Here is an 18,725-nt window from a genome sequence, read left to right as displayed (position 1 = left end):
TCATCTCTTCCCCTCTTTTGTTATATGCATAAATAAAGCATGATACGTTGCCATTATCCCTTCATTTCCCGTGAAGTCTCTTTCGTATATGCGCAGCATCGCACGAAAGAGTGAGGGACTTTGACAATATGATCCTTCATTGCTATTAGTCGCTCCTACTTTTCGAATAGAATGTAGAAATTCCTTAACTTCTGTAAAACTCTCTATGTAACATGTTTCAGAAACATGCACATCCCCTGTTTCTATCTTGCATATATGAAGCAACTGATCTTTCGAATAAAAACGTTGACCAATCGATGTTTCATTTTTTATATTTCTTTCTTCTTTCGCACGTTGGAACGAAGCATGCAATTCTTGAAATGTTTCATGTCCAAACGTTGAAAAGAGTAATATCCCATCTATAGACAAATGTTGAAATAAATTTCTTAACACTTGTTGTAAATTATTTAACCATTGAAATGTAGCATTTGAAATAATGACATCATATGATTCTTCTAATCGTAATCGCTCAATATCTTCACAGTGAAACGTTACATTTTTTACATTTTGTCTAGTTTGCGCAATTGCAATCATACTTTCAGCAAAATCAACTGCTGTAATATGTGCTTTCGGAAATAACTTTGATAATTGCTCTGTTACATACCCCGTCCCGCACCCCAGTTCTAAAATACGTATTGATGCCGTTTCACTATATCGTTCCTTTAAGATTGAAAGTAATGAATGTGCCATCTTTTTTTGTACATTTGCATATCGATCGTAAGATACGGCTGCCCCATTAAACCGTTTTTGTAGTAACGTTTTGTTGATCATGTCGTATCCCCTCTATAAATTGAATTATCTCATTTGCGCAATATTCAAAATTCGTTACACATAACGCATGCCCTGCATCACTTACTACTTTCAGCTCGCTGCTGCTATTCTCCGTCATACTACGTGCCGCAGACAATGGGCATATTACATCCTGTTCTCCGTGAATAAGTAGTATAGGTACTTTAATTTCTTTTAGTTCTTCTCTCATATCTGTTTCTATTAAATAATCCAAACCTAGTTGTAAAGACTGAATAGAATCACCTTTAAAACGGTCTACAATGTCTTCAAAGTTTTTATTCTCTTTTAGCTCATCTTTCGTAAACATATTTTCATAAAACCGCTTGAGCGTATCTTCTTTCCTTCTCGCCAAATTCCTTTTCAGCCGTTCTACATGCAAAGCATTCCATCCGTTACTGTAGTCGCTCGTATTTGTAAATTTAGCAGTACCACCAATTAATACGATGCCTTTTGCCTGAATCTTTTTATAAGCTTCAACTGCTGCTAACGCTCCTAGTGACCATCCAACTAAAATTACGTTGTCATTATGCGCTACATCTACAATTCGTTCCGCAAATTCACTTCGTTCTTTCACATTACGCCAATCTATGCTTTGAACAGGGTATCCTTTAAAATACGGAAATACTAAATCCCAAATATTCTCTTCCATTCCCCATCCTGGGATAAAAATAATCTTTAGCTCGTTCATACGAAAATCTCCTCTTCTTTCGCAATGTGAATAATTCGATCAATAGCCCATTTTAAATCATCTATTGTATGTTGCGATGTAACTGCAAAGCGAATTCGAGAGCTATGAACCGGCACAGTTGGCGGACGAATTGCAATAGCCGCAATCCCTGCCTCTTGCAACCTTTTACTAAATCGTAAAGCATGTTCATTTGAACCGACTACAATCGGTACAATATGAGTTGAACTATTCCCAATATCAAAACCAGCATCCCTTAATTTAGTTCTGAAGTATTCTCCGTTTGCTATAAGGTTCTCTCTTCTTTCGTTATCTTCTTTTACAATTTCAATTGCTTTTTGCACTGCTCCTAACGTACTTGGTGGTAAAGCTGTAGTAAAAATAAAGCTTCTCATCATATTTTGTAAATACTCTATATAAATTTCATCACCTGTCAAATACGCACCATAACACCCTAAAGCCTTGCTAAACGTCCCCATATGTATATCAATTTTTTGAGCAAGATTTTTTTCTATATGAGATAACCCAGCTCCGCCGATTCCATATATTCCACTCGCATGTGCTTCATCGACTATAATGATTGCCCCGTATTTCTCTTTCAGCTGTACTAAATCTCTCAAATAAGCAGTATCACCATCCATACTAAAAATGGTATCAGTTACGATTAATTTCCGCTTTTCAGGTGACGCTGTTTTCAACAGCTTCTCTAAATGATCCAAATCATTATGACGATACCTTTTATGCTCTGCCCCGCTTAATATGATTCCATCAACAATACTTGCGTGATTTAACTTATCACTAAAAACAATATCGTGCCGAGAGGCTAAAGAAGATATGGCACCTATATTTGCCGTATACCCACTATTTACAATTAAAGCTCTTTCAGTACCTTTCCAGTCACATATGCTTCTCTCAACCTCTTCATATAATGGATGATTTCCTACAACGAGACGAGAGGCAGTCGCTCCAGTTCCACATCTTTTTGTACAGGCAATAGCAGCTTCTTTTAACCTTTCATCTCCAGCTAACCCTAAATAATTATTTGACGCTAAATTTAACATCCTTTTTTTATCTCGAATAAGCCAAGTCTCTTCTGCCTTCTCTGTTACATATAAATTTCGATACTGCCCTTGCTCATGTAATTGTTGTAATTTAGATTGAAGATGCGCCCGCCACGTTTGATTCATTTTGGATAAACTCCTCTAATTTTGAAATCATAATATATTCTTTTGCAGATTCCAATACTTCTTCTTTCGTAAACTCACCTTCAAAGAATGGTAATAATCCTAAAACTGGTACCCCGCTCAGCTCTTCAATCATCTCTTTATTTTCTTGCACTCTTTCCATTTCACATTCTTTGCAACCTGATAAAATGACACCCGCTACGGTTAAGCCATGCGCCTTTGCGTAAGCAATCGTTAACACTGTATGATTTACTGTTCCTAATGTAGGACGAGCTACTACAATAAGAGGCAACTGTAATTCTGTTGCAAAATCTATTACTAAAGCATCTTCTGTATATGGGACAGCAAGCCCACCTGCTCCTTCTACAAATAAGCTATTAAACTCTTTTAATAGTTCATTATAGTAATCAGTAATTTCTTTTAACTTTACTACTCTTCCAGCTCTTTTCATGGCAAGTCTCGGAGCAAGTGGTTCTTCAATAGAATAAGGGCAAATTTCATTTTCTTGTGTCGGTACACCTGATAGTACTTTTAACCTTGCCGCATCTCCCTCAGGGTTTGATGCAACATGCCCACTTTGTAACGGTTTATATACCCCTACGTTATATCCTAATTCTCTAAATACACCTGCTATAGCACCTGCAACTACTGTTTTTCCAACTTCAGTATCAGTTGCTGTTATGAAAAAACCACTCATTATTCTCCCTCCGTAACATCTGAGATTGCCTTATATAAAATGCGTAACATATCATCAATCTCTTCAAAAGTAGAAGCAAGTGGTGGCATAAATACAATCGTGTTACCTAGCGGTCGTAAAATCATACCCAGCTCTCTTGAGCGTTTACATACTTGAACACCGACTCTTTCTGTCCAGTCAAACGCTTCTTTCGTTTCCTTATTCTTCACAAGCTCAATACCAACCATTAATCCGCACTGACGAATATCACCTACATGTTTATACGCAAAGAGCTTTTCTAATTGCGCTGTCACATAATCCGTTTTACGTGCCACTTCTTCTATTAAATTTGTTTTTTCATATAGTTCTAGATTCGCGATTGCTACGGCACACCCTAACGGATTACCTGTGTAGCTATGTCCATGGAAAAATGTTTTTTGTTCTTCATATTCTCCTAAGAAGGCATTATATATTTCATCTGTCGTTACCGTAACTGCAATTGGTAAATATCCACCTGTTAAACCTTTCCCAGCAGTTAAAATGTCTGGCGTCACATTTTCATGTTCACACGCAAACATTTTCCCTGTACGCCCAAATCCAGTCGCTACCTCATCTGTAATAAATAATACATTGTACTTTGTACATAAATCGCGCAGTCCTTTTAAATATCCTTTTGGCATTGTAATCATTCCGCCAGCACCTTGCATTAATGGCTCTACAATGATGGCAGCTACTTCTTCATGCTTTTCTTTCAACAATTCTTCCATTTCTTCTAAATGGCTTTTTACAATTTCCTCCTTATTATTTCCGTAAGGAGAACGATATGTATATGGATACGGCATTTTAATCGCATCAAATAAGAGCGACCTATACACTTGGTGAAACAAGTCTATTGCTCCTACTGAAACAGCTCCAATTGTATCACCGTGATATGCTTCTTTTAATGTAACGAATCTTTGTTTCTTTGGTTTCCCTTTATGCTGCCAATATTGGAAAGCCATCTTAATTGCAATTTCAACAGCGGTAGAACCTGAATCAGAATAGAATACCTTCTTCAATCCATCTGGTACAACCTCAATAATTTTTTCTGCTAATAAAATAGATGGAACGTTAGCAAGTCCTAACATAGTAGAATGAGCAATTTTATTTAATTGCTCACGAATTGCTTCATCTAATTCCGGTACTTGATGTCCGTGAACATTTAACCATATAGATGAAACACCATCCCAATATTCATTACCATTTACATCGTATAGTTTTCTTCCCTCTCCACGTTCAATAATGACAGGATCTTCTTCTAAATAATCTTTCATTTGTGTAAATGGGTGCCATACGTAAGCTTTATTTTTCTCTGCTAATTCTTCATATGTATAAGATGATTTTTCAATCGTTCTACTATTTATTGTCACAACTGTCACCCCTAATGTTAACTTGTTTATAAATATAGTTAACATTAAATCCGAATGACTGTCAATTATTTTAAAATCAAATAGTTCTTAAAAAAGAACAACTTATCATACGATAAGTTGTTCTACTTTCCATGCTGTATCTTTCCAATTTCTAAAATAATTTCTTCATCTTTTTTCCCCTCTGTATCAATTCCAAGTTGCTTAGCGTGCTCAATTAATAAATCATGACGCTTCTCAAATCTAGCGGTATTTACTTCTTTCGTAACCTCTTCTTTTGTTTTCCCCTCAGTAGAAACTCCTAGTTTTTCTGCTGCTTTTTCCATTGATTTCTTCTCTTCTATTTCTTTTACTTTCTTCGCTTCTGACTGTTGTATTTGCTTTTGTTTCAACTGCTCTGATTCAGCCGCAAAAGCTGTGTAAATTCCAGCACTTCCTCCAATAACTAATAAAGTGGTAAAAAGAATTATTTTTTTCTTCACTCTTTCCTCCCCCTTTCAAATTCATTATAACGTACATTTTTACAGCTTTAAAAACAATTATCCTTTATTTCCCTAAAAAAACATTTAATATTTTTATTGACATGTAAGATGAAAATATGATAAAAATTTAACTAACATCATATGAATCGGCGTTGATAGGATTTAGTAGTATTTCGATTTCTGATTTCAGAGAGCTGGTGGTCGGTGCGAACCAGTACAGAGCGAATTATGAATTACCCCCTGGAGCTTCTTTTACGAAACGTGAGGAGTAGTGAAAGACGGTTATAGACCGTTATGTCTAAAGAGTGGTGAAACGACACTGTTTCACAATTTAGGGTGGTACCGCGAATTTTTCGTCCCTGCATATATTGCAGGGGCGTTTTTTATTTTATAAGCGCATATCATATGACCCTTTATTTTGTGACGCATTCATTTCACAAGCTAGGGTGGTACCGCGATTTCTTCGTCCCTGCATAATTATATGCAGGGACGTTTTTTTATCCAATCATTTCCGTATCATATAGAAGGACTAACAATTACCGATAATTTGTCATAAAATTCTAAATTTTAGAAGGAAATATACAATATTGGCGAATTTTATATAAAAAAGAGCTATTTTACATTACTTAGGAGGGGAAAACAATGGTTTCAAAAATTGAGTCTGTTCTTTTAACAATTTTTATCTTTTTCTGTATTGGTTTTAGTGTTATTCAATTAGAAGTTTCACCACACATCCCAATTTTATTTGGTATCGTTCTTTTATTAGCATTTGGATTCCTGAAGAGAATCTCTTGGTCTACTATGGAGAAAGGGATGATTAGTAGTATTTCAGCTGGTATTCCATCTATATTTATTTTCTTACTTGTAGGCGTATTAATTAGCGTTTGGATCGCAGCTGGAACTATTCCGACTTTAATGGTATACGGCTTCCAGCTTGTATCTCCAAAAATTTTCGTTCCAACTGTTTTTGTTGTTTGTGCAATTGTTGGAACGAGTATCGGTAGTGCTTTTACAACTGCTGCAACTGTAGGACTTGCTTTTATGGGAATGGGTACTGCCCTTGGATACGATCCAGCTCTTATTGCTGGTGCAATTATTTCTGGTGCATTCTTCGGAGATAAAATGTCTCCTTTATCTGATACAACAAACTTAGCGCCTGCTGTAACAGGTGTAGATTTATTTGAACATATTCGTAACATGCTTTGGACAACAGTGCCAGCTTTCATTATTGCATTTATCGCATTTTTCATTTTAGGAAGCGGATCTGGTGGAAACGTTGATTTCTCAGCATTTATTAACACACTAGAAAAAAATGCAACGATTTCTATCGTTACACTGATTCCTATTTTATTACTGTTCCTATTCGCATTTAAAAAGGTACCCGCAGTTCCAACATTACTTGCAGGAATTGTGGTAGGGATTATTATTCTCTTTATTTTTAAACCTAGCACTTCTTTAGCTGATTTAATAAAAATTATGCAAGACGGTTACGTTTCTAAAACTGGTATCAAAGACATTGACAGCTTATTATCTCGCGGTGGCCTGCAAAGTATGATGATGTCAATTGCTCTTATTTTCCTAGCTCTTTGTATGGGAGGATTATTACAAGGAATGGGTATTATAGCGCAGCTGATGAATATTATCTCTAGCTTCGTAAAAACTAGTACACGCTTAATTATTTCTACTGCTTCAACTGCAATTGGTGTAAACTTCTTACTTGGTGAGCAGTACTTATCCATCGTTTTAACAGGACAAGCATTCGCTAATAAATACGATGAAGTCGGTTTAGAACGTCGTAATTTATCACGAGTATTAGAAGATGCTGGTACAGTAATTAATCCACTCGTACCATGGGGTGTCAGTGGCGTATTCTTAACAAACGTTCTTAGCGTTCCAACATTCGATTACTTGCCATACGCAATCTTCTGTTTAGCGTGTCCAGTCGTAACCATTATCGTCGGCTTTACTGGATTCGGCCTTTCATGGAAAAAAGAAAAAGCAGTACCAGTTTCATAATATAACAAAAAGGATTACCAAATCGGTAATCCTTTTTATATTTCTCGACTATCTATTCGCTTTCTTTCTTCTAAATAACATAAGTAATCCCGCTCCAACAAACGCAAGACCAGCTCCAATTGTAGAAGCAATACTTGCACCTGTTTTCGGTAAATCACGTTCATCTTTTTCAGCTTCTTTATTTTCACTTACAGTTGTTGTTGTTTCTTTTGTATTTTGATCATCTGTTGTAGTTTGTCCAGATCCGGTATTATTTCCATCTTGCTTTGGTTCATTACCATTATTACCTTCTTCTGTTGGTGGTGTTGGGTTTTCTCCATTACCTGTTGGCGGTGTCGTCGGATTTTCTCCACCACCTGTTGGCGGTGTCGTTGGATTTCCTTCACCAGTTTCTTTATCATCATTCTTCTTCGTTATATCAATTGCATATTTCGCAAATTCATTTTCAGATGGTCCAACATATGAAATCTTTCCATCTTTCTTTATATACTTTTGTGCATTTGGTGAAGAATCAAATGTTGTATTTAATTTATCTGCAACAATCGGTTTAAATGTCCAATTTTGATCAGCTGCTGGATCAATATCTTTTATTTTTTGCATATACTTCACAATGATTTGACGTGTTTCATCTTGTGATTGGTATACAACTTCCCCTTTACTTACACCTGGGAACGTTTGGCTACTTCCACGATAGTTATTTGTAGCGACGATAAACTCTTGCTTGTCAGCTACTAGCTTACCTTCATATGTCATATTTACAATACGATTAGCATTTGCATTTACAACTTTTCCATCTTTATCGTATTTCGCCGGTTGTGTTACATCAATTTCGTATTTTAAGCCATCTAAAATATCGAAGTTATATGTAGGATAGCCTATATTTACTAACGGCTGTTCTTCTGTTTTCTTTGGATCAATTTGATTAAACTGACCTGCAGACATTTCAAGCCATTCTTTCACTTGTGCCCCATTTACTTTTACAGCATATAACGTATTTGGATACACGTATAAATCTGCAACGTTTTTAATTGCTAACGTTCCAGCTGGAATATCAGTATAATATGTCGCACCGTTTCGGCCACCTGCTTTAAATGGTGCTCCTGCAGATAAAACTGGAATATCTTTAATCTTTTCGTATTCTGGTTTTTTAAGTTCTTGTTCTACATACCATTTTTGCGCATTTGTCACAATTTGTACGGAAGGATCATCTTGTACTAATGAAAAATAACTATTAATTGGTGCTTTCGTTTCACCTACATGTGTATTTACATATTCGATTGTCTTTTCATGTTCATCTTTAATTTCATTAACTAATTTTTGATCAGATTCTACTAATGGATTACCTTTACTATCAGCAATCGGACGAAGTTGCGGCTTAGACTGATCTTTTTGCACTTCCCATTTTCCGTTTACCTTTTTCAATTGCATATCAATAATACCTAAGTTACTACCAAAAACACCCGGCATTACAACTGGAACACCATTAAATACATCCTTCACTTCAGTATGTGAATGTCCCATTAATACTGCATTTACGCCAGGAACTTCTGTCGCTAAATAAAACGATGAATTTTCCATTCCTTCGTTGTATCCACTCTTATCAACACCTGAATGCGCTAGTGCAACTATAATATCCGCACCTTGCGCCTTCATTTCCGGAACTAATTTTTTCGCTGTTTGCACAATATCTTTTGCTTTTACTTGTCCTTCTAAATTCGCTTTATCCCAATTCATAATTTGTGGTGGAACAAATCCCATTACACCAATTTTCACTATTTGTTTTTGGCCTGCTTCATCCACTACTTCTTTCTCTAAAATATGATATGGTCTATCAAAGTAATGCTCGTCATTCTCATCATTACCATCATGGTCATCTCTGTAGACATTCGAGTTAATAACCGGAATTTTTGTTTTACTAGTCACTTGCTTTAAATAATCTAAACCGTAGTTAAATTCATGATTCCCAAGAGAGATGACGTCATACTTCATTAAATTCATTACACGATATAATGGATGTGTATAACTAGGATCCACACGATTCTTCGGATCTTTTATTTTATTCGCTACGTAATCCCCAAGCGGTGTCCCTTGTAATGCATCCCCATCATCAAATAGGACAGAGTTCTTCACTTCTTCACGTGCTTTATTAACGAGTGTTGCCGTTTGTACGAGACCTACTTTATTATCTGTTTTCGTTTGATAATAATCGTAATTCATTAAGTTAACGTGAATATCTGATGTTTCTAGAATTCGTAATTTAACTGTACTCTCCCCAGTGTTCTCATCTGCATGAGCTGTTGCTGGCATTACTTGCGGTGCTATAACACCAATCGCAAGAGTTGCTCCAGCTAGCATTTTTTTTGACTTTTTCACAAAAAATCCCCCTTATACAATTACCAGAAATAATGAAATGAATCCCTATCTGTCTCTAACCACATACCTTTTTTCTTCTATTAGAGACACAATTTTCATTTCACCCTGCGCTAACGAGTAGTCCCCTTAAACGCCCGATTGATGAAGACTAACAATTAATAGGAAATAAAGCTCCCACTAATTAAAGTTTCACCTTATCTGACATTATCATATATAAAGTTCTTTCCTATCGTCAATATTTTTTGACAAACTTCAACAAATTTTCTGTAAAGTTATTATAAACTTTTCATAAACATATAATATGCCCTTACATTGCTAATACTGCTGAATATGATACAATTACCAATTACAAGGAGGATGAATTTATGAAAAAAGTCATCTTAACAATTGTTTGTCTCCTCCTTCTGATCATTTCTTATTCTTATTTTGAAAAGAACGACGAGACAAAACAAAATGAACCCGAAGAAAAAACAGAAAAAACATCTACTCCAAGTTGGATTGATAAGCAAACAAACGATTCCTTTTATCATCTCGTACTAGGTGATTCGCTCGCCAAAGGATATGGATCAACACAAGGTGGATTTGCTGAATTAGCCTCTAAACAAATAGAAGCACAAATTCATAAACCAATTACTGTAGAAAACCTTGGGATAAACGGTCTTACAACAGATCGTCTCGCTAAAAAAGTTCAATCAGAAGATGTAAAGCAAAAAATTAGAGCAGCAAATATCATTACAATTAATATTGGGGGAAATAATTTATTTCGCTTAAATCGTGATGTCGGTGTTATAGACGGTATTAAAATGTTAAATAAAGAAAAAGCTCATTTTGAAGCGGATGTAAAAAATATTGTAAAGACAGTCCGAGATCAAAATCCTGATGCTTTACTCATTCTTTCTGAACTCTATAACCCGTTACAACTCGATGACTCCATCGCAAGTTATGCAGATATGTTTTTAGACGGCTGGAATGAATCCGTTTATTCCATTGCAAAAGTGAATCAACCATCTATCGTTTTGCCAATTCGTAAATTAATATCGAATGATAAAAAAGAATTGCTCTTTGACCAAGTACACCCAAATGATAAAGGCTATACGATTATTGCCGATTCATTTACAAAAAAAGTATTGGCCTACAAATATTAAAATTCCCATGAAACAATTCTATTTTTATAACATGTCTTTTTTGTTACAATGATAGTGGAAGGGGGCCTTTATATGGAATCACGCGAGTGGGAACGTATTGTTGATCATCTTCTTTCGCTAGTGCCTCTTTTTTATCGCAAATTTATGCTTCCTGGAGAATTTTCTTCTCAAAGACATATGCCGCCATCACATACACAAGTATTACTGCTTTTGCATGAAAACGGCACATTAGCAGTTTCCGAAATCGGCAAGCGGCTAGCGATTTCACGGCCTAACATGACACCTCTATTAAACAAACTTATTCAAGAAGAACTAATAGAGCGTCATTATAGCGAAAAAGATCGACGGGTCATTTTAATTTCCCTAACAGCTGAAGGGAAATTATTAGTAAATCAGTATCAGCAATTCATTTTAGACAAACTAAAAGAAAATTTCCAAACATTATCTGAGGAAGAGCGCGAAAAGCTCATTCATTCTCTTCAAACCATTCAAAATTTAATTTTGAAAACAAACGTATAAAGCTGCTTCTAAATAGAAGCAGCTTTATGATTCGTAATAGTTACCATAGTACACATTGGAATATGGCCATGTTGTTAAATATGGTTTTTTTTCCTGTGTAGGCTGTTGTTGTGGTAATTGTGGTATTTGTGATAATTGCTGTAATTGTTGTTGCCGATATAATTCGTATTGTCTACTCGTATCATAAACCGGATAATAATTTACATATGGATATACTTGAGGTACGTAATAATAATACATTATCCTCTCCTCCTTTTTCTTAAACATATTCAAAGGAGAAAATGGATGTGACATTGTTTATAATTGTACAAGTGGTTCTCTCACTCGTTTCTTCCTTTTCTTCAAGCGTAACTTACGGTTCTTTTCGTATAAATAATGCACAACGAAATACGAAATGAGACCAAACACAACTCCTAAAATCGTCATTCCAATTAATACATACACTTCACTTTGTAATAAGCTCTTTAATATCGTAAAAATGTGACTTGAAAACAAGTCCGATATCGTAAATGGTTCATGATGAATTTTCTGTACATGGAATGGATAAATCATTTTTCCTAGCGCATACGCAAGCGGAAATAAAAATACTGGGAGAAACGATATTTTCCCAATAATATTGCCAATAACTGCCGCAGGAAAAGATCCCTTTGCTAACCTGACGATTGGATAAAATATTACATATACGAGCGATGCCGTATAAATGACTAACATTTCTAAGCCGAATCCTATAGCAAACCCTAACGATACTTTCTTTGCGCCTTCTGGCGATCGAAGCAACTTATAATATTGAAACTTTAATATTCTCCACATCCGCTGAAAAAACGAATATGTTTTCTTAGTTGTTTTCACCCTCATCATCTCTTTAACTATATTTTTATATGTAGTATGTCCTTACACACTCTGAAAAACAAATTTAGTTTTCTCTTTTATTATAAATGATATCGAAATGGTTAACCAAATATACATCCGACATTTTAATATAAAAAAACCTCCCTTTTAGGAAGGCTCTTCTACATTTCTAAATAAACTCACTAATAACGCTTTTTGAGCATGCAATCGATTACCAGCTTGCTCAAATACGATAGACTGTGGTCCATCTATAATTTCGCCTGTTACTTCTTCTTCACGATGGGCAGGTAAACAGTGTAAGAAACGATATGTTTGTTTCGCATGCTTAACAAGTTCGTTATTGATTTGGTAAGGTTGAAATAAAGAATATTTCTCTTCTTCGCCCTCTTGCCCCATGCTCATCCAAACGTCAGTATAAATGAAATCTGCTTCATTCACCGCTAATTCAGGATCATGCAAAACTTCAATTTCAGCTCCTGTTTCCTTGGCAATCGCTAACGCTTTTTTTACAATCTCCTCATTCGGTTCATACCCTATAGGCGTTGCAACAGTCATATGCATTCCAACTTTTGCACTAGCTAACAACAATGAATGACATACATTATTTCCGTCACCTACGTAAGCTAATTTTATTCCTTTAAATGTATTTGTTTCTTCATATATCGTCATGAGGTCTGCCAATGCTTGACAAGGATGATGGTCATCCGTTAATCCATTAATAACAGGAATACTCGATTCTTTTGCAAGCTCTTCTACATCCGCGTGTGAGAATGTACGTATCATGATCCCGTCAATATACTGCGATAATACTTTCGCAGTATCTGAAACGGTTTCTCCTCTTCCCATTTGCATCTCTTTCCCACTTAAAAACATACCATGTCCCCCGAGTTGTACCATTCCCGCTTCAAAAGATACACGAGTACGAGTTGAATGCTTATCAAAAATAAGCCCTAATATTTTGCCTTGTAATAAAGGCTCTTGCTTATTCTTTTTTAAATATATAGCGAACTCAATTAAAGAAATAACTTCTTCTTTCGTTAATTCTTCTAGTGTTAAAAGATCTTTCGTATTTAATTTCGGTACTTGTAAAGTTGACATGAAACTTCCCCCTTATATGATTGATACGTTTTTTGTACAAACTACTTTTTTTATTATATATACTGCCTGTTCTAACTCTTCATTCGTGACAATGAGTGGCGGTAATAGTCTTATAACATTAGGGCCTGCTTGTAATACGAGAAGTCCTTCGTTTTCTAGTTGTTCTATAAAACTTGCAACTTCATGCTTACACTCAATCCCAATCATAAGCCCCTTACCACGTATATTTTGAATACATTCGACATGCTGTAATTCCTCTTGCAACTTCTCTAATACATACTCGCCTTTTTCTTGTACTTCTTTTAAAAACAATGGTCTTTTACTTACTTGCAATACTTCTTTCGCTGCAGCCATCGCGATGTAATTCCCGCCAAAAGTTGAACCGTGTGATCCTGCAGTAAACGACGTTCCGAGCTCTTTCCGGCCAATCATTGCTCCGACAGGAATCCCATTCCCAAGTGCTTTTGCAACGGTAACGATATCAGGCTCTATTCGCACTTGTTCATAAGCGAATAGTGTTCCAGTTCTTCCTATCCCCGTTTGTACTTCGTCTATAATAAATAAGGAACCGAACTTATTACATAATGTTTCAATCTCTTTCAAAAAAGATAGATCAGCAGGTATTACTCCTCCCTCTCCTTGAACTACTTCTACCATTACCGCCGCAACTTCTTCATTCATTACTTCCTCTAATGCTTTAATATCGTTAAAAGGGATATGTAAAAAAGATGGAAGTAATGGACCAAATCCTTCTTTTACCTTATCTTGGCCTGTTGCACTCATCGTTCCAAATGTTCTACCGTGAAAAGACTGCTGGCATGTTACGACGAGAGATTTTCCAGTATGCTTACGTGCTAACTTTAAAGCCGCTTCATTTGCCTCTGCCCCACTATTACAGAAAAACACATAATCTAATGCTCTATTTTCTGTTAATAATGACGCAACTTCTTCTTGTAAGCTGTTTGTAAACAGGTTAGATATATGCCATATATCATCAAGTTGCTCTTGTACACCTTTGAGAACAGTAGGGTGACAATGTCCTAAATTACATACGCCAATTCCTGATGTAAAATCTAAATATTGCTTACCTTTATTATCAATAACTTTCGTTCCAGTTCCCTTTACAAACTCAATAGTTCTTCTGCCATACGTTTGAAAAAGATGACTCGTCATGCAATACTCACACCTTTCGTTACCGTCGTTCCAATACACTCTCCCGTAACCTCAGTAAAATCTTTTGTACCATTCACAATACTTATCTTTTGCACTCCCATTTTTAATGATGCTAGTGCCGCCTGTACTTTCGGAATCATCCCACCTGTAATAACACCTGTTTCTATAAAAATTGCAATTTCAGATTCATCCGTTTCCTTTACCAAATTCCCTTCATGTAATATTCCATCTACATCCGTAATAAAAATAAGCTCTTTTGCCCCTAACGCGGCCGCAATCCCAGCTGCAGCATTGTCCGCATTTATGTTATAAATTTCATTACCATTTATCCCGATTGGAGCAATAACAGGAATATAATTCATATTCATTAGCCCTTTTAATAAGGACGTTTCGACATAACTTACTTCTCCCACATATCCTATCTCCTCGCTGACAGGTTGAACTTGAAGTAAATTGCCGTCACACCCTGAACAACCTACAGCAAGTAAATTATGCTTTTGTAAATTCATTACGAGTTTTTTATTCGTACTTCCGCATAGCACCATTTGAACAACATCCATAACTTCTTTTGGTGTTACGCGTAATCCATCTCTTTTTTCTACGTTGATGTTACAATCTTTTAATTTGGCATCAATTTCTGGCCCACCACCATGGACAATCACTACTTTATACTTCTGCTGTAATTTCTTTATACAATCAAAAAACACATCATTTAATTGATTCAACATACTACCGCCGCATTTCACTACAATATAATCGCTCATCTTCTCTCTCCTTATGTACGATAACAAGCATTTATTTTCACATATTCATAGCTTAAGTCACAGCCCCAAGCTGATCCTGTCTCTTCCCCTAAATGTAAGTACACATTAATCACTATTTCATCTTCTTGTAATCTCTCTTTCATTTCTTCTTCAGAAAATATTTGAGGCTCACTATTTTTTAATACCGATATAGATTGAAGAGTAATGTCAATTGTGTTCGGATTAATAACTACTTCACTTTGTCCAATACTGCTAATAATTCGCCCCCAGTTTGGGTCTTCACCATGTATTGCTGTTTTCACAAGACTCGAACCGACTATTTGCTTTGCAATTTTTTTTGCCTCTTCATTCGTTTGAGCTCCTAGCACATTTACTTCTATTAACTTCGTAGCGCCTTCACCATCTTGCGCAATTTTTTTCGCTAAATCTTCACATACCTTCTGTAAAGCACCTACGAAAGTTTCCCAATCTGTATGTTCCATATTTATCGGCCTTGTTTCTGATAATCCACTTGCCATAACGATGACCATATCATTCGTAGAAGTATCTCCATCTACCGTAATTTGATTAAATGTATGATTCGTTATTTGTGATAACGCTGTTTGCAATACGTCATGCTCTATATGAGCATCTGTCGTAATAAAACTAAGCATCGTTGCCATATTCGGATGAATCATCCCTGAACCTTTTGCAACACCCGCAATCGCCACTTTCTTCCCATCAATAATCATTTCATAGCAAGTTTCTTTCGTTATAAGATCCGTCGTTAAAATTGCTTCAGAAAAACAATATGCTTCACTTTCTTCCTTCGTCGGTATAAGAGTTGCAACTCCCTTTCGGATTATATCCATCGGCAGTGGAACACCAATTACACCTGTTGAAGCTACTGCAACGTAATTTTCTTTCATCCCAAAATGTTCCGCCCCTAATGCGCGCATCTCGTATGCGTCTTGTAATCCTTTCATTCCAGTACAAGCATTTGCATTTCCACTATTAACGATAATTGCTTGTAACTTCCCTTCTGCCGTTATACTATCCTTCGTTACTTGCAAAGGAGCTGCTTGTATTTGATTCGTTGTATACACAGCGGCACATGATGCTGGTACATCACAAACGATGGCACCTAAATCCTTTTTCTCCTTTTTTAAACCATTTGCAGTACCAATTGCCGAAAAGCCTTTCGGCGTTACAATTGAACCATTTTCTAATTTTGTAATAGACGCTACTTTAATCATCATGTCCCCCTTATACATAAAGCGGCATATGTTGTAAACCTGTTGTCTCTTCTAGTCCCGCTATTATGTTTGCATTTTGAATCGCTTGCCCAGCCGCGCCTTTCATCATATTGTCTATAACAGAAACGACCGTAACTCTTTCAGCTCTTTCATCGTAAGCTATGCCAATATCACAATAATTTGAGCCTCTCACTTCTTTTGGACTTGGAAATTTCCCTTGCGTACAAATTCGGATGAAAGGCGATTGTTCATACGTTTCTTCATACAATTTTTGAAGTTGCTTTATTTCCATCTTTTGTTTTACTTTTGCATAAAGTGTAATCATGATTCCTCGTGATATCGGTATTAAATGTGTGCTAAATGTAATTGGCTGTGATCCACTATTCCATTCTGTAAGCATTTGCTCAATCTCTGGAACGTGCTGATGCTCATTCACTTTATAAATGTGCAAGTTATCATATAGCTCAGGAAAGTGAGTCATTGTTGTTGGTGTTTTACCTGCTCCTGATACCCCTGATTTCGCATCAATAATAATCGAATCTTCTTCAATCATGCCGCTACGTACTAACGGCGCTATCGCTAGCAATGTGGCTGTAGCAAAACATCCTGGGTTTGCAATTAAATTTGCCTTTTGAATCCCAGTCCTTTTCCATTCACTTAACCCATACACTGCTTTTCTAAGAATTTCTTCTTTCGCTGCTGGCCTTTTATACCACAGTTCATATGACGAAGGATCTATCATACGAAAGTCTCCAGATAGGTCAATTACTTTTAAACCTTCTGCTAATAACTTGGGAGTTAACTCCGCCGATACTCCTGCTGGGGTTGCTAGAAATACGATTTCTGCTTCTTTTCCTATCGTCTCCACATCAATTTCTTGTAACGTATGAAAAAGGACATTTCGAAGATGCGGATATACATTTGTTATACACTCACCAACTTGTGAAAAAGAATGGAGAGATGCTATCGAAAAATATGGATGTTGTTCTAATAAACGAATTAACTCAATGCCCCCATATCCAGTGGCTCCAATAATTGCGACTTTCATAAGTTCCTCCTCATATCGATTCTTTAAATTAAGTATGATTATAATATTGTATATTTATAGAGTCAATTAAATATTTATAAATTTTTAATTCTAAAAAAACTTAATTTTATTAGAAAAATAATATACTCAACCGGATTTTTATACAAAAATAGTGCATAGTAGTTTTTTTATTTCACTTCAAGTACAATAGAACAATACATACGTACATACAGGCGGGGAAAAATATGAACGAAAAATTAATTGAGAAAATGATTATAAAAAGTTTTCAACAATATCAATGCAGTCCAATATCAAAAGAAGATCAGGAAATGCTAGTGAAACATATTCAAACGGTGACTCATTCAAATATTGAAATTGATTTATACGAGGAAATTGAGGATATTGTTTATGATTATGTAACTGGAAAATAATAAAAAATAGGAGATTTCCATATGGAAATCTCCTATTTTTTACTTAATGATTTACCTGCTACACGTTCAAATAAACCTGGGAATAAAGCATAAAGTTTCGGGCCAATTCCCATCCACTTCGGTAAGTTTACTTCACGTTTTTTCGTGTGCATCGACTTTACGATTTGTTCTGCTACGTATGTTGGTTTTAACATGTAACGTCCCATATTCTTTACATATGTACCAGATTGATCCGCTATTTCAAAAAAGTTTGTATCTATCGGACCTGGATTAATTGCTGTAACATAAATATCTGTATTCGCTAATTCCATGCGTAAACTATTCGTAAATCCTAATACGGCATGTTTCGTTGCTGCATAAGCACTCGATTTCGGAGTTGCAATTTTTCCAGCAAGTGAAGCAATATTAATAATATGTCCTTCATTCTTGTTTACCATATAAGGTAGTACCGCTTTCGTACATGCTACTAATCCAAATACATTTACTTGGAACATATCTTTTACTTCACCCATTGACGCATCTTCAAACGTTTTAAAAATACCAAATCCCGCATTGTTTACTAATATATCAATACGTCCCACTTCTTGTAATACCTTTGAAAAAACAGACTGTACTTCCATCTCTTCACTTACATCTAATACATAATAATAGCAAGGCGTATTATAAGTTTCTTTAATTTTGTCTACTAACGCTTGTAGTTTCTCTTCTGTTCGAGCCATTAATACTGGAGTCGCTCCCTGTGCTGCAACTTGCATTGCAACTTGCTCACCAATCCCACTAGAAGCACCTGTAATGACGATTACTTTATTTTGTAAACGTCCTGTCATTGCTGTC

At 35.8% G+C, this 18,725-nt stretch carries 19 protein-coding genes and 1 other annotated feature; of the genes, 4 read left to right on the top strand and 15 right to left on the bottom strand.

The annotated features are described in order from the left end of the window. The 6 genes from bioC to AC1Q8L_RS11935 all read right to left on the bottom strand — a co-directional run bounded on the left by bioC (window position 1) and on the right by AC1Q8L_RS11935 (window position 5,261). Window positions 1-810, bottom strand: coding sequence for a malonyl-ACP O-methyltransferase BioC (gene bioC / locus AC1Q8L_RS11960; RefSeq protein ID WP_000608912.1), 810 nt, complete (start codon window positions 808-810; stop codon window positions 1-3). Beyond that, on the bottom strand, window positions 776-1,516 hold the full coding sequence (locus AC1Q8L_RS11955; protein ID WP_001004157.1) for an alpha/beta fold hydrolase: 741 nt from the start codon (window positions 1,514-1,516) through the stop codon (window positions 776-778). Before AC1Q8L_RS11955 ends, bioC begins: the two co-directional genes overlap by 35 nt. Further along, complete coding sequence (gene bioF, locus AC1Q8L_RS11950) at window positions 1,513-2,700, bottom strand: 8-amino-7-oxononanoate synthase (protein WP_001077298.1); 1,188 nt, start codon at window positions 2,698-2,700, stop codon at window positions 1,513-1,515. The genes AC1Q8L_RS11955 and bioF overlap by 4 nt, the downstream gene beginning before the upstream one ends. Next, window positions 2,666-3,394, bottom strand: a complete 729-nt coding sequence (bioD, locus tag AC1Q8L_RS11945; RefSeq protein WP_000012479.1) for a dethiobiotin synthase — start codon at window positions 3,392-3,394, stop codon at window positions 2,666-2,668. The genes bioF and bioD overlap by 35 nt, the downstream gene beginning before the upstream one ends. Continuing rightward, window positions 3,394-4,827, bottom strand: coding sequence for an adenosylmethionine--8-amino-7-oxononanoate transaminase (gene bioA, locus AC1Q8L_RS11940; RefSeq protein ID WP_002094134.1), 1,434 nt, complete (start codon window positions 4,825-4,827; stop codon window positions 3,394-3,396). Before bioA ends, bioD begins: the two co-directional genes overlap by 1 nt. A 77-nt stretch (window positions 4,828-4,904) precedes the next feature. Beyond that, window positions 4,905-5,261: a hypothetical protein gene (locus tag AC1Q8L_RS11935; RefSeq protein WP_000726898.1), complete on the bottom strand. Its 357-nt coding sequence runs from the start codon at window positions 5,259-5,261 to the stop codon at window positions 4,905-4,907. Window positions 5,262-5,404: 143 nt separating this feature from the next. Next, window positions 5,405-5,625: a binding site (T-box leader), on the top strand. Between the two features lie 278 nt (window positions 5,626-5,903). Between AC1Q8L_RS11935 and nhaC the strand changes: the two genes are divergently transcribed. After that, window positions 5,904-7,277, top strand: a complete 1,374-nt coding sequence (gene nhaC / locus AC1Q8L_RS11930; RefSeq protein ID WP_000253736.1) for a Na+/H+ antiporter NhaC — start codon at window positions 5,904-5,906, stop codon at window positions 7,275-7,277. Window positions 7,278-7,325: 48 nt separating this feature from the next. Here nhaC and cpdB read toward each other — a convergent pair whose 3' ends face one another. Beyond that, window positions 7,326-9,650: a bifunctional 2',3'-cyclic-nucleotide 2'-phosphodiesterase/3'-nucleotidase gene (gene cpdB / locus AC1Q8L_RS11925; RefSeq protein ID WP_000748639.1), complete on the bottom strand. Its 2,325-nt coding sequence runs from the start codon at window positions 9,648-9,650 to the stop codon at window positions 7,326-7,328. Between the two features lie 365 nt (window positions 9,651-10,015). On the opposite strand from cpdB, the gene AC1Q8L_RS11920 reads away from it, so the two are divergent. Together AC1Q8L_RS11920 and AC1Q8L_RS11915 are read left to right on the top strand one after the other, a co-directional pair. Next, complete coding sequence (locus tag AC1Q8L_RS11920) at window positions 10,016-10,795, top strand: GDSL-type esterase/lipase family protein (RefSeq protein ID WP_000755838.1); 780 nt, start codon at window positions 10,016-10,018, stop codon at window positions 10,793-10,795. Window positions 10,796-10,867: 72 nt separating this feature from the next. Further along, entirely contained in the window at window positions 10,868-11,314 is a 447-nt protein-coding gene (locus AC1Q8L_RS11915; protein ID WP_000445819.1) for a MarR family winged helix-turn-helix transcriptional regulator, read from the top strand. A gap of 24 nt (window positions 11,315-11,338) precedes the next feature. On the opposite strand, the gene AC1Q8L_RS11910 is transcribed toward AC1Q8L_RS11915, so the two are convergent. From AC1Q8L_RS11910 to argC, 7 genes are all read right to left on the bottom strand, one after another. Beyond that, on the bottom strand, window positions 11,339-11,554 hold the full coding sequence (locus AC1Q8L_RS11910) for a hypothetical protein (protein ID WP_000291956.1): 216 nt from the start codon (window positions 11,552-11,554) through the stop codon (window positions 11,339-11,341). A gap of 57 nt (window positions 11,555-11,611) precedes the next feature. Then, complete coding sequence (locus tag AC1Q8L_RS11905) at window positions 11,612-12,172, bottom strand: DUF2062 domain-containing protein (RefSeq protein ID WP_002005691.1); 561 nt, start codon at window positions 12,170-12,172, stop codon at window positions 11,612-11,614. A gap of 138 nt (window positions 12,173-12,310) precedes the next feature. Beyond that, entirely contained in the window at window positions 12,311-13,261 is a 951-nt protein-coding gene (argF, locus tag AC1Q8L_RS11900; RefSeq protein ID WP_000105795.1) for an ornithine carbamoyltransferase, read from the bottom strand. A 12-nt stretch (window positions 13,262-13,273) separates the two neighbouring features. Next, window positions 13,274-14,434, bottom strand: a complete 1,161-nt coding sequence (gene argD, locus AC1Q8L_RS11895; RefSeq protein ID WP_000200545.1) for an acetylornithine transaminase — start codon at window positions 14,432-14,434, stop codon at window positions 13,274-13,276. Beyond that, the gene (gene argB / locus AC1Q8L_RS11890) at window positions 14,431-15,198 is read right to left on the bottom strand and encodes an acetylglutamate kinase (RefSeq protein ID WP_001286794.1); all 768 of its coding nucleotides are present in this window, start codon (window positions 15,196-15,198) and stop codon (window positions 14,431-14,433) included. Before argB ends, argD begins: the two co-directional genes overlap by 4 nt. 11 nt (window positions 15,199-15,209) lie before the next feature. Beyond that, complete coding sequence (gene argJ / locus AC1Q8L_RS11885) at window positions 15,210-16,433, bottom strand: bifunctional glutamate N-acetyltransferase/amino-acid acetyltransferase ArgJ (protein WP_000598386.1); 1,224 nt, start codon at window positions 16,431-16,433, stop codon at window positions 15,210-15,212. A gap of 10 nt (window positions 16,434-16,443) precedes the next feature. Beyond that, complete coding sequence (argC, locus tag AC1Q8L_RS11880; RefSeq protein ID WP_000861239.1) at window positions 16,444-17,481, bottom strand: N-acetyl-gamma-glutamyl-phosphate reductase; 1,038 nt, start codon at window positions 17,479-17,481, stop codon at window positions 16,444-16,446. 224 nt (window positions 17,482-17,705) lie between these two features. On the opposite strand from argC, the gene AC1Q8L_RS11875 reads away from it, so the two are divergent. Then, window positions 17,706-17,891, top strand: coding sequence for a YqzH family protein (locus tag AC1Q8L_RS11875; protein ID WP_001003221.1), 186 nt, complete (start codon window positions 17,706-17,708; stop codon window positions 17,889-17,891). A 32-nt stretch (window positions 17,892-17,923) separates the two neighbouring features. Here the strand turns inward: AC1Q8L_RS11875 and AC1Q8L_RS11870 are convergent, their stop codons facing one another. Next, on the bottom strand, window positions 17,924-18,718 hold the full coding sequence (locus AC1Q8L_RS11870; RefSeq protein ID WP_000147794.1) for an SDR family NAD(P)-dependent oxidoreductase: 795 nt from the start codon (window positions 18,716-18,718) through the stop codon (window positions 17,924-17,926). Between the last annotated feature and the right edge of the window lie 7 nt (window positions 18,719-18,725).

It is taken from the genome of Bacillus sp. GW823-FHT06A11 (genome assembly GCF_058795355.1).
This window is presented reverse-complemented; position numbering and strand designations above follow the sequence as displayed.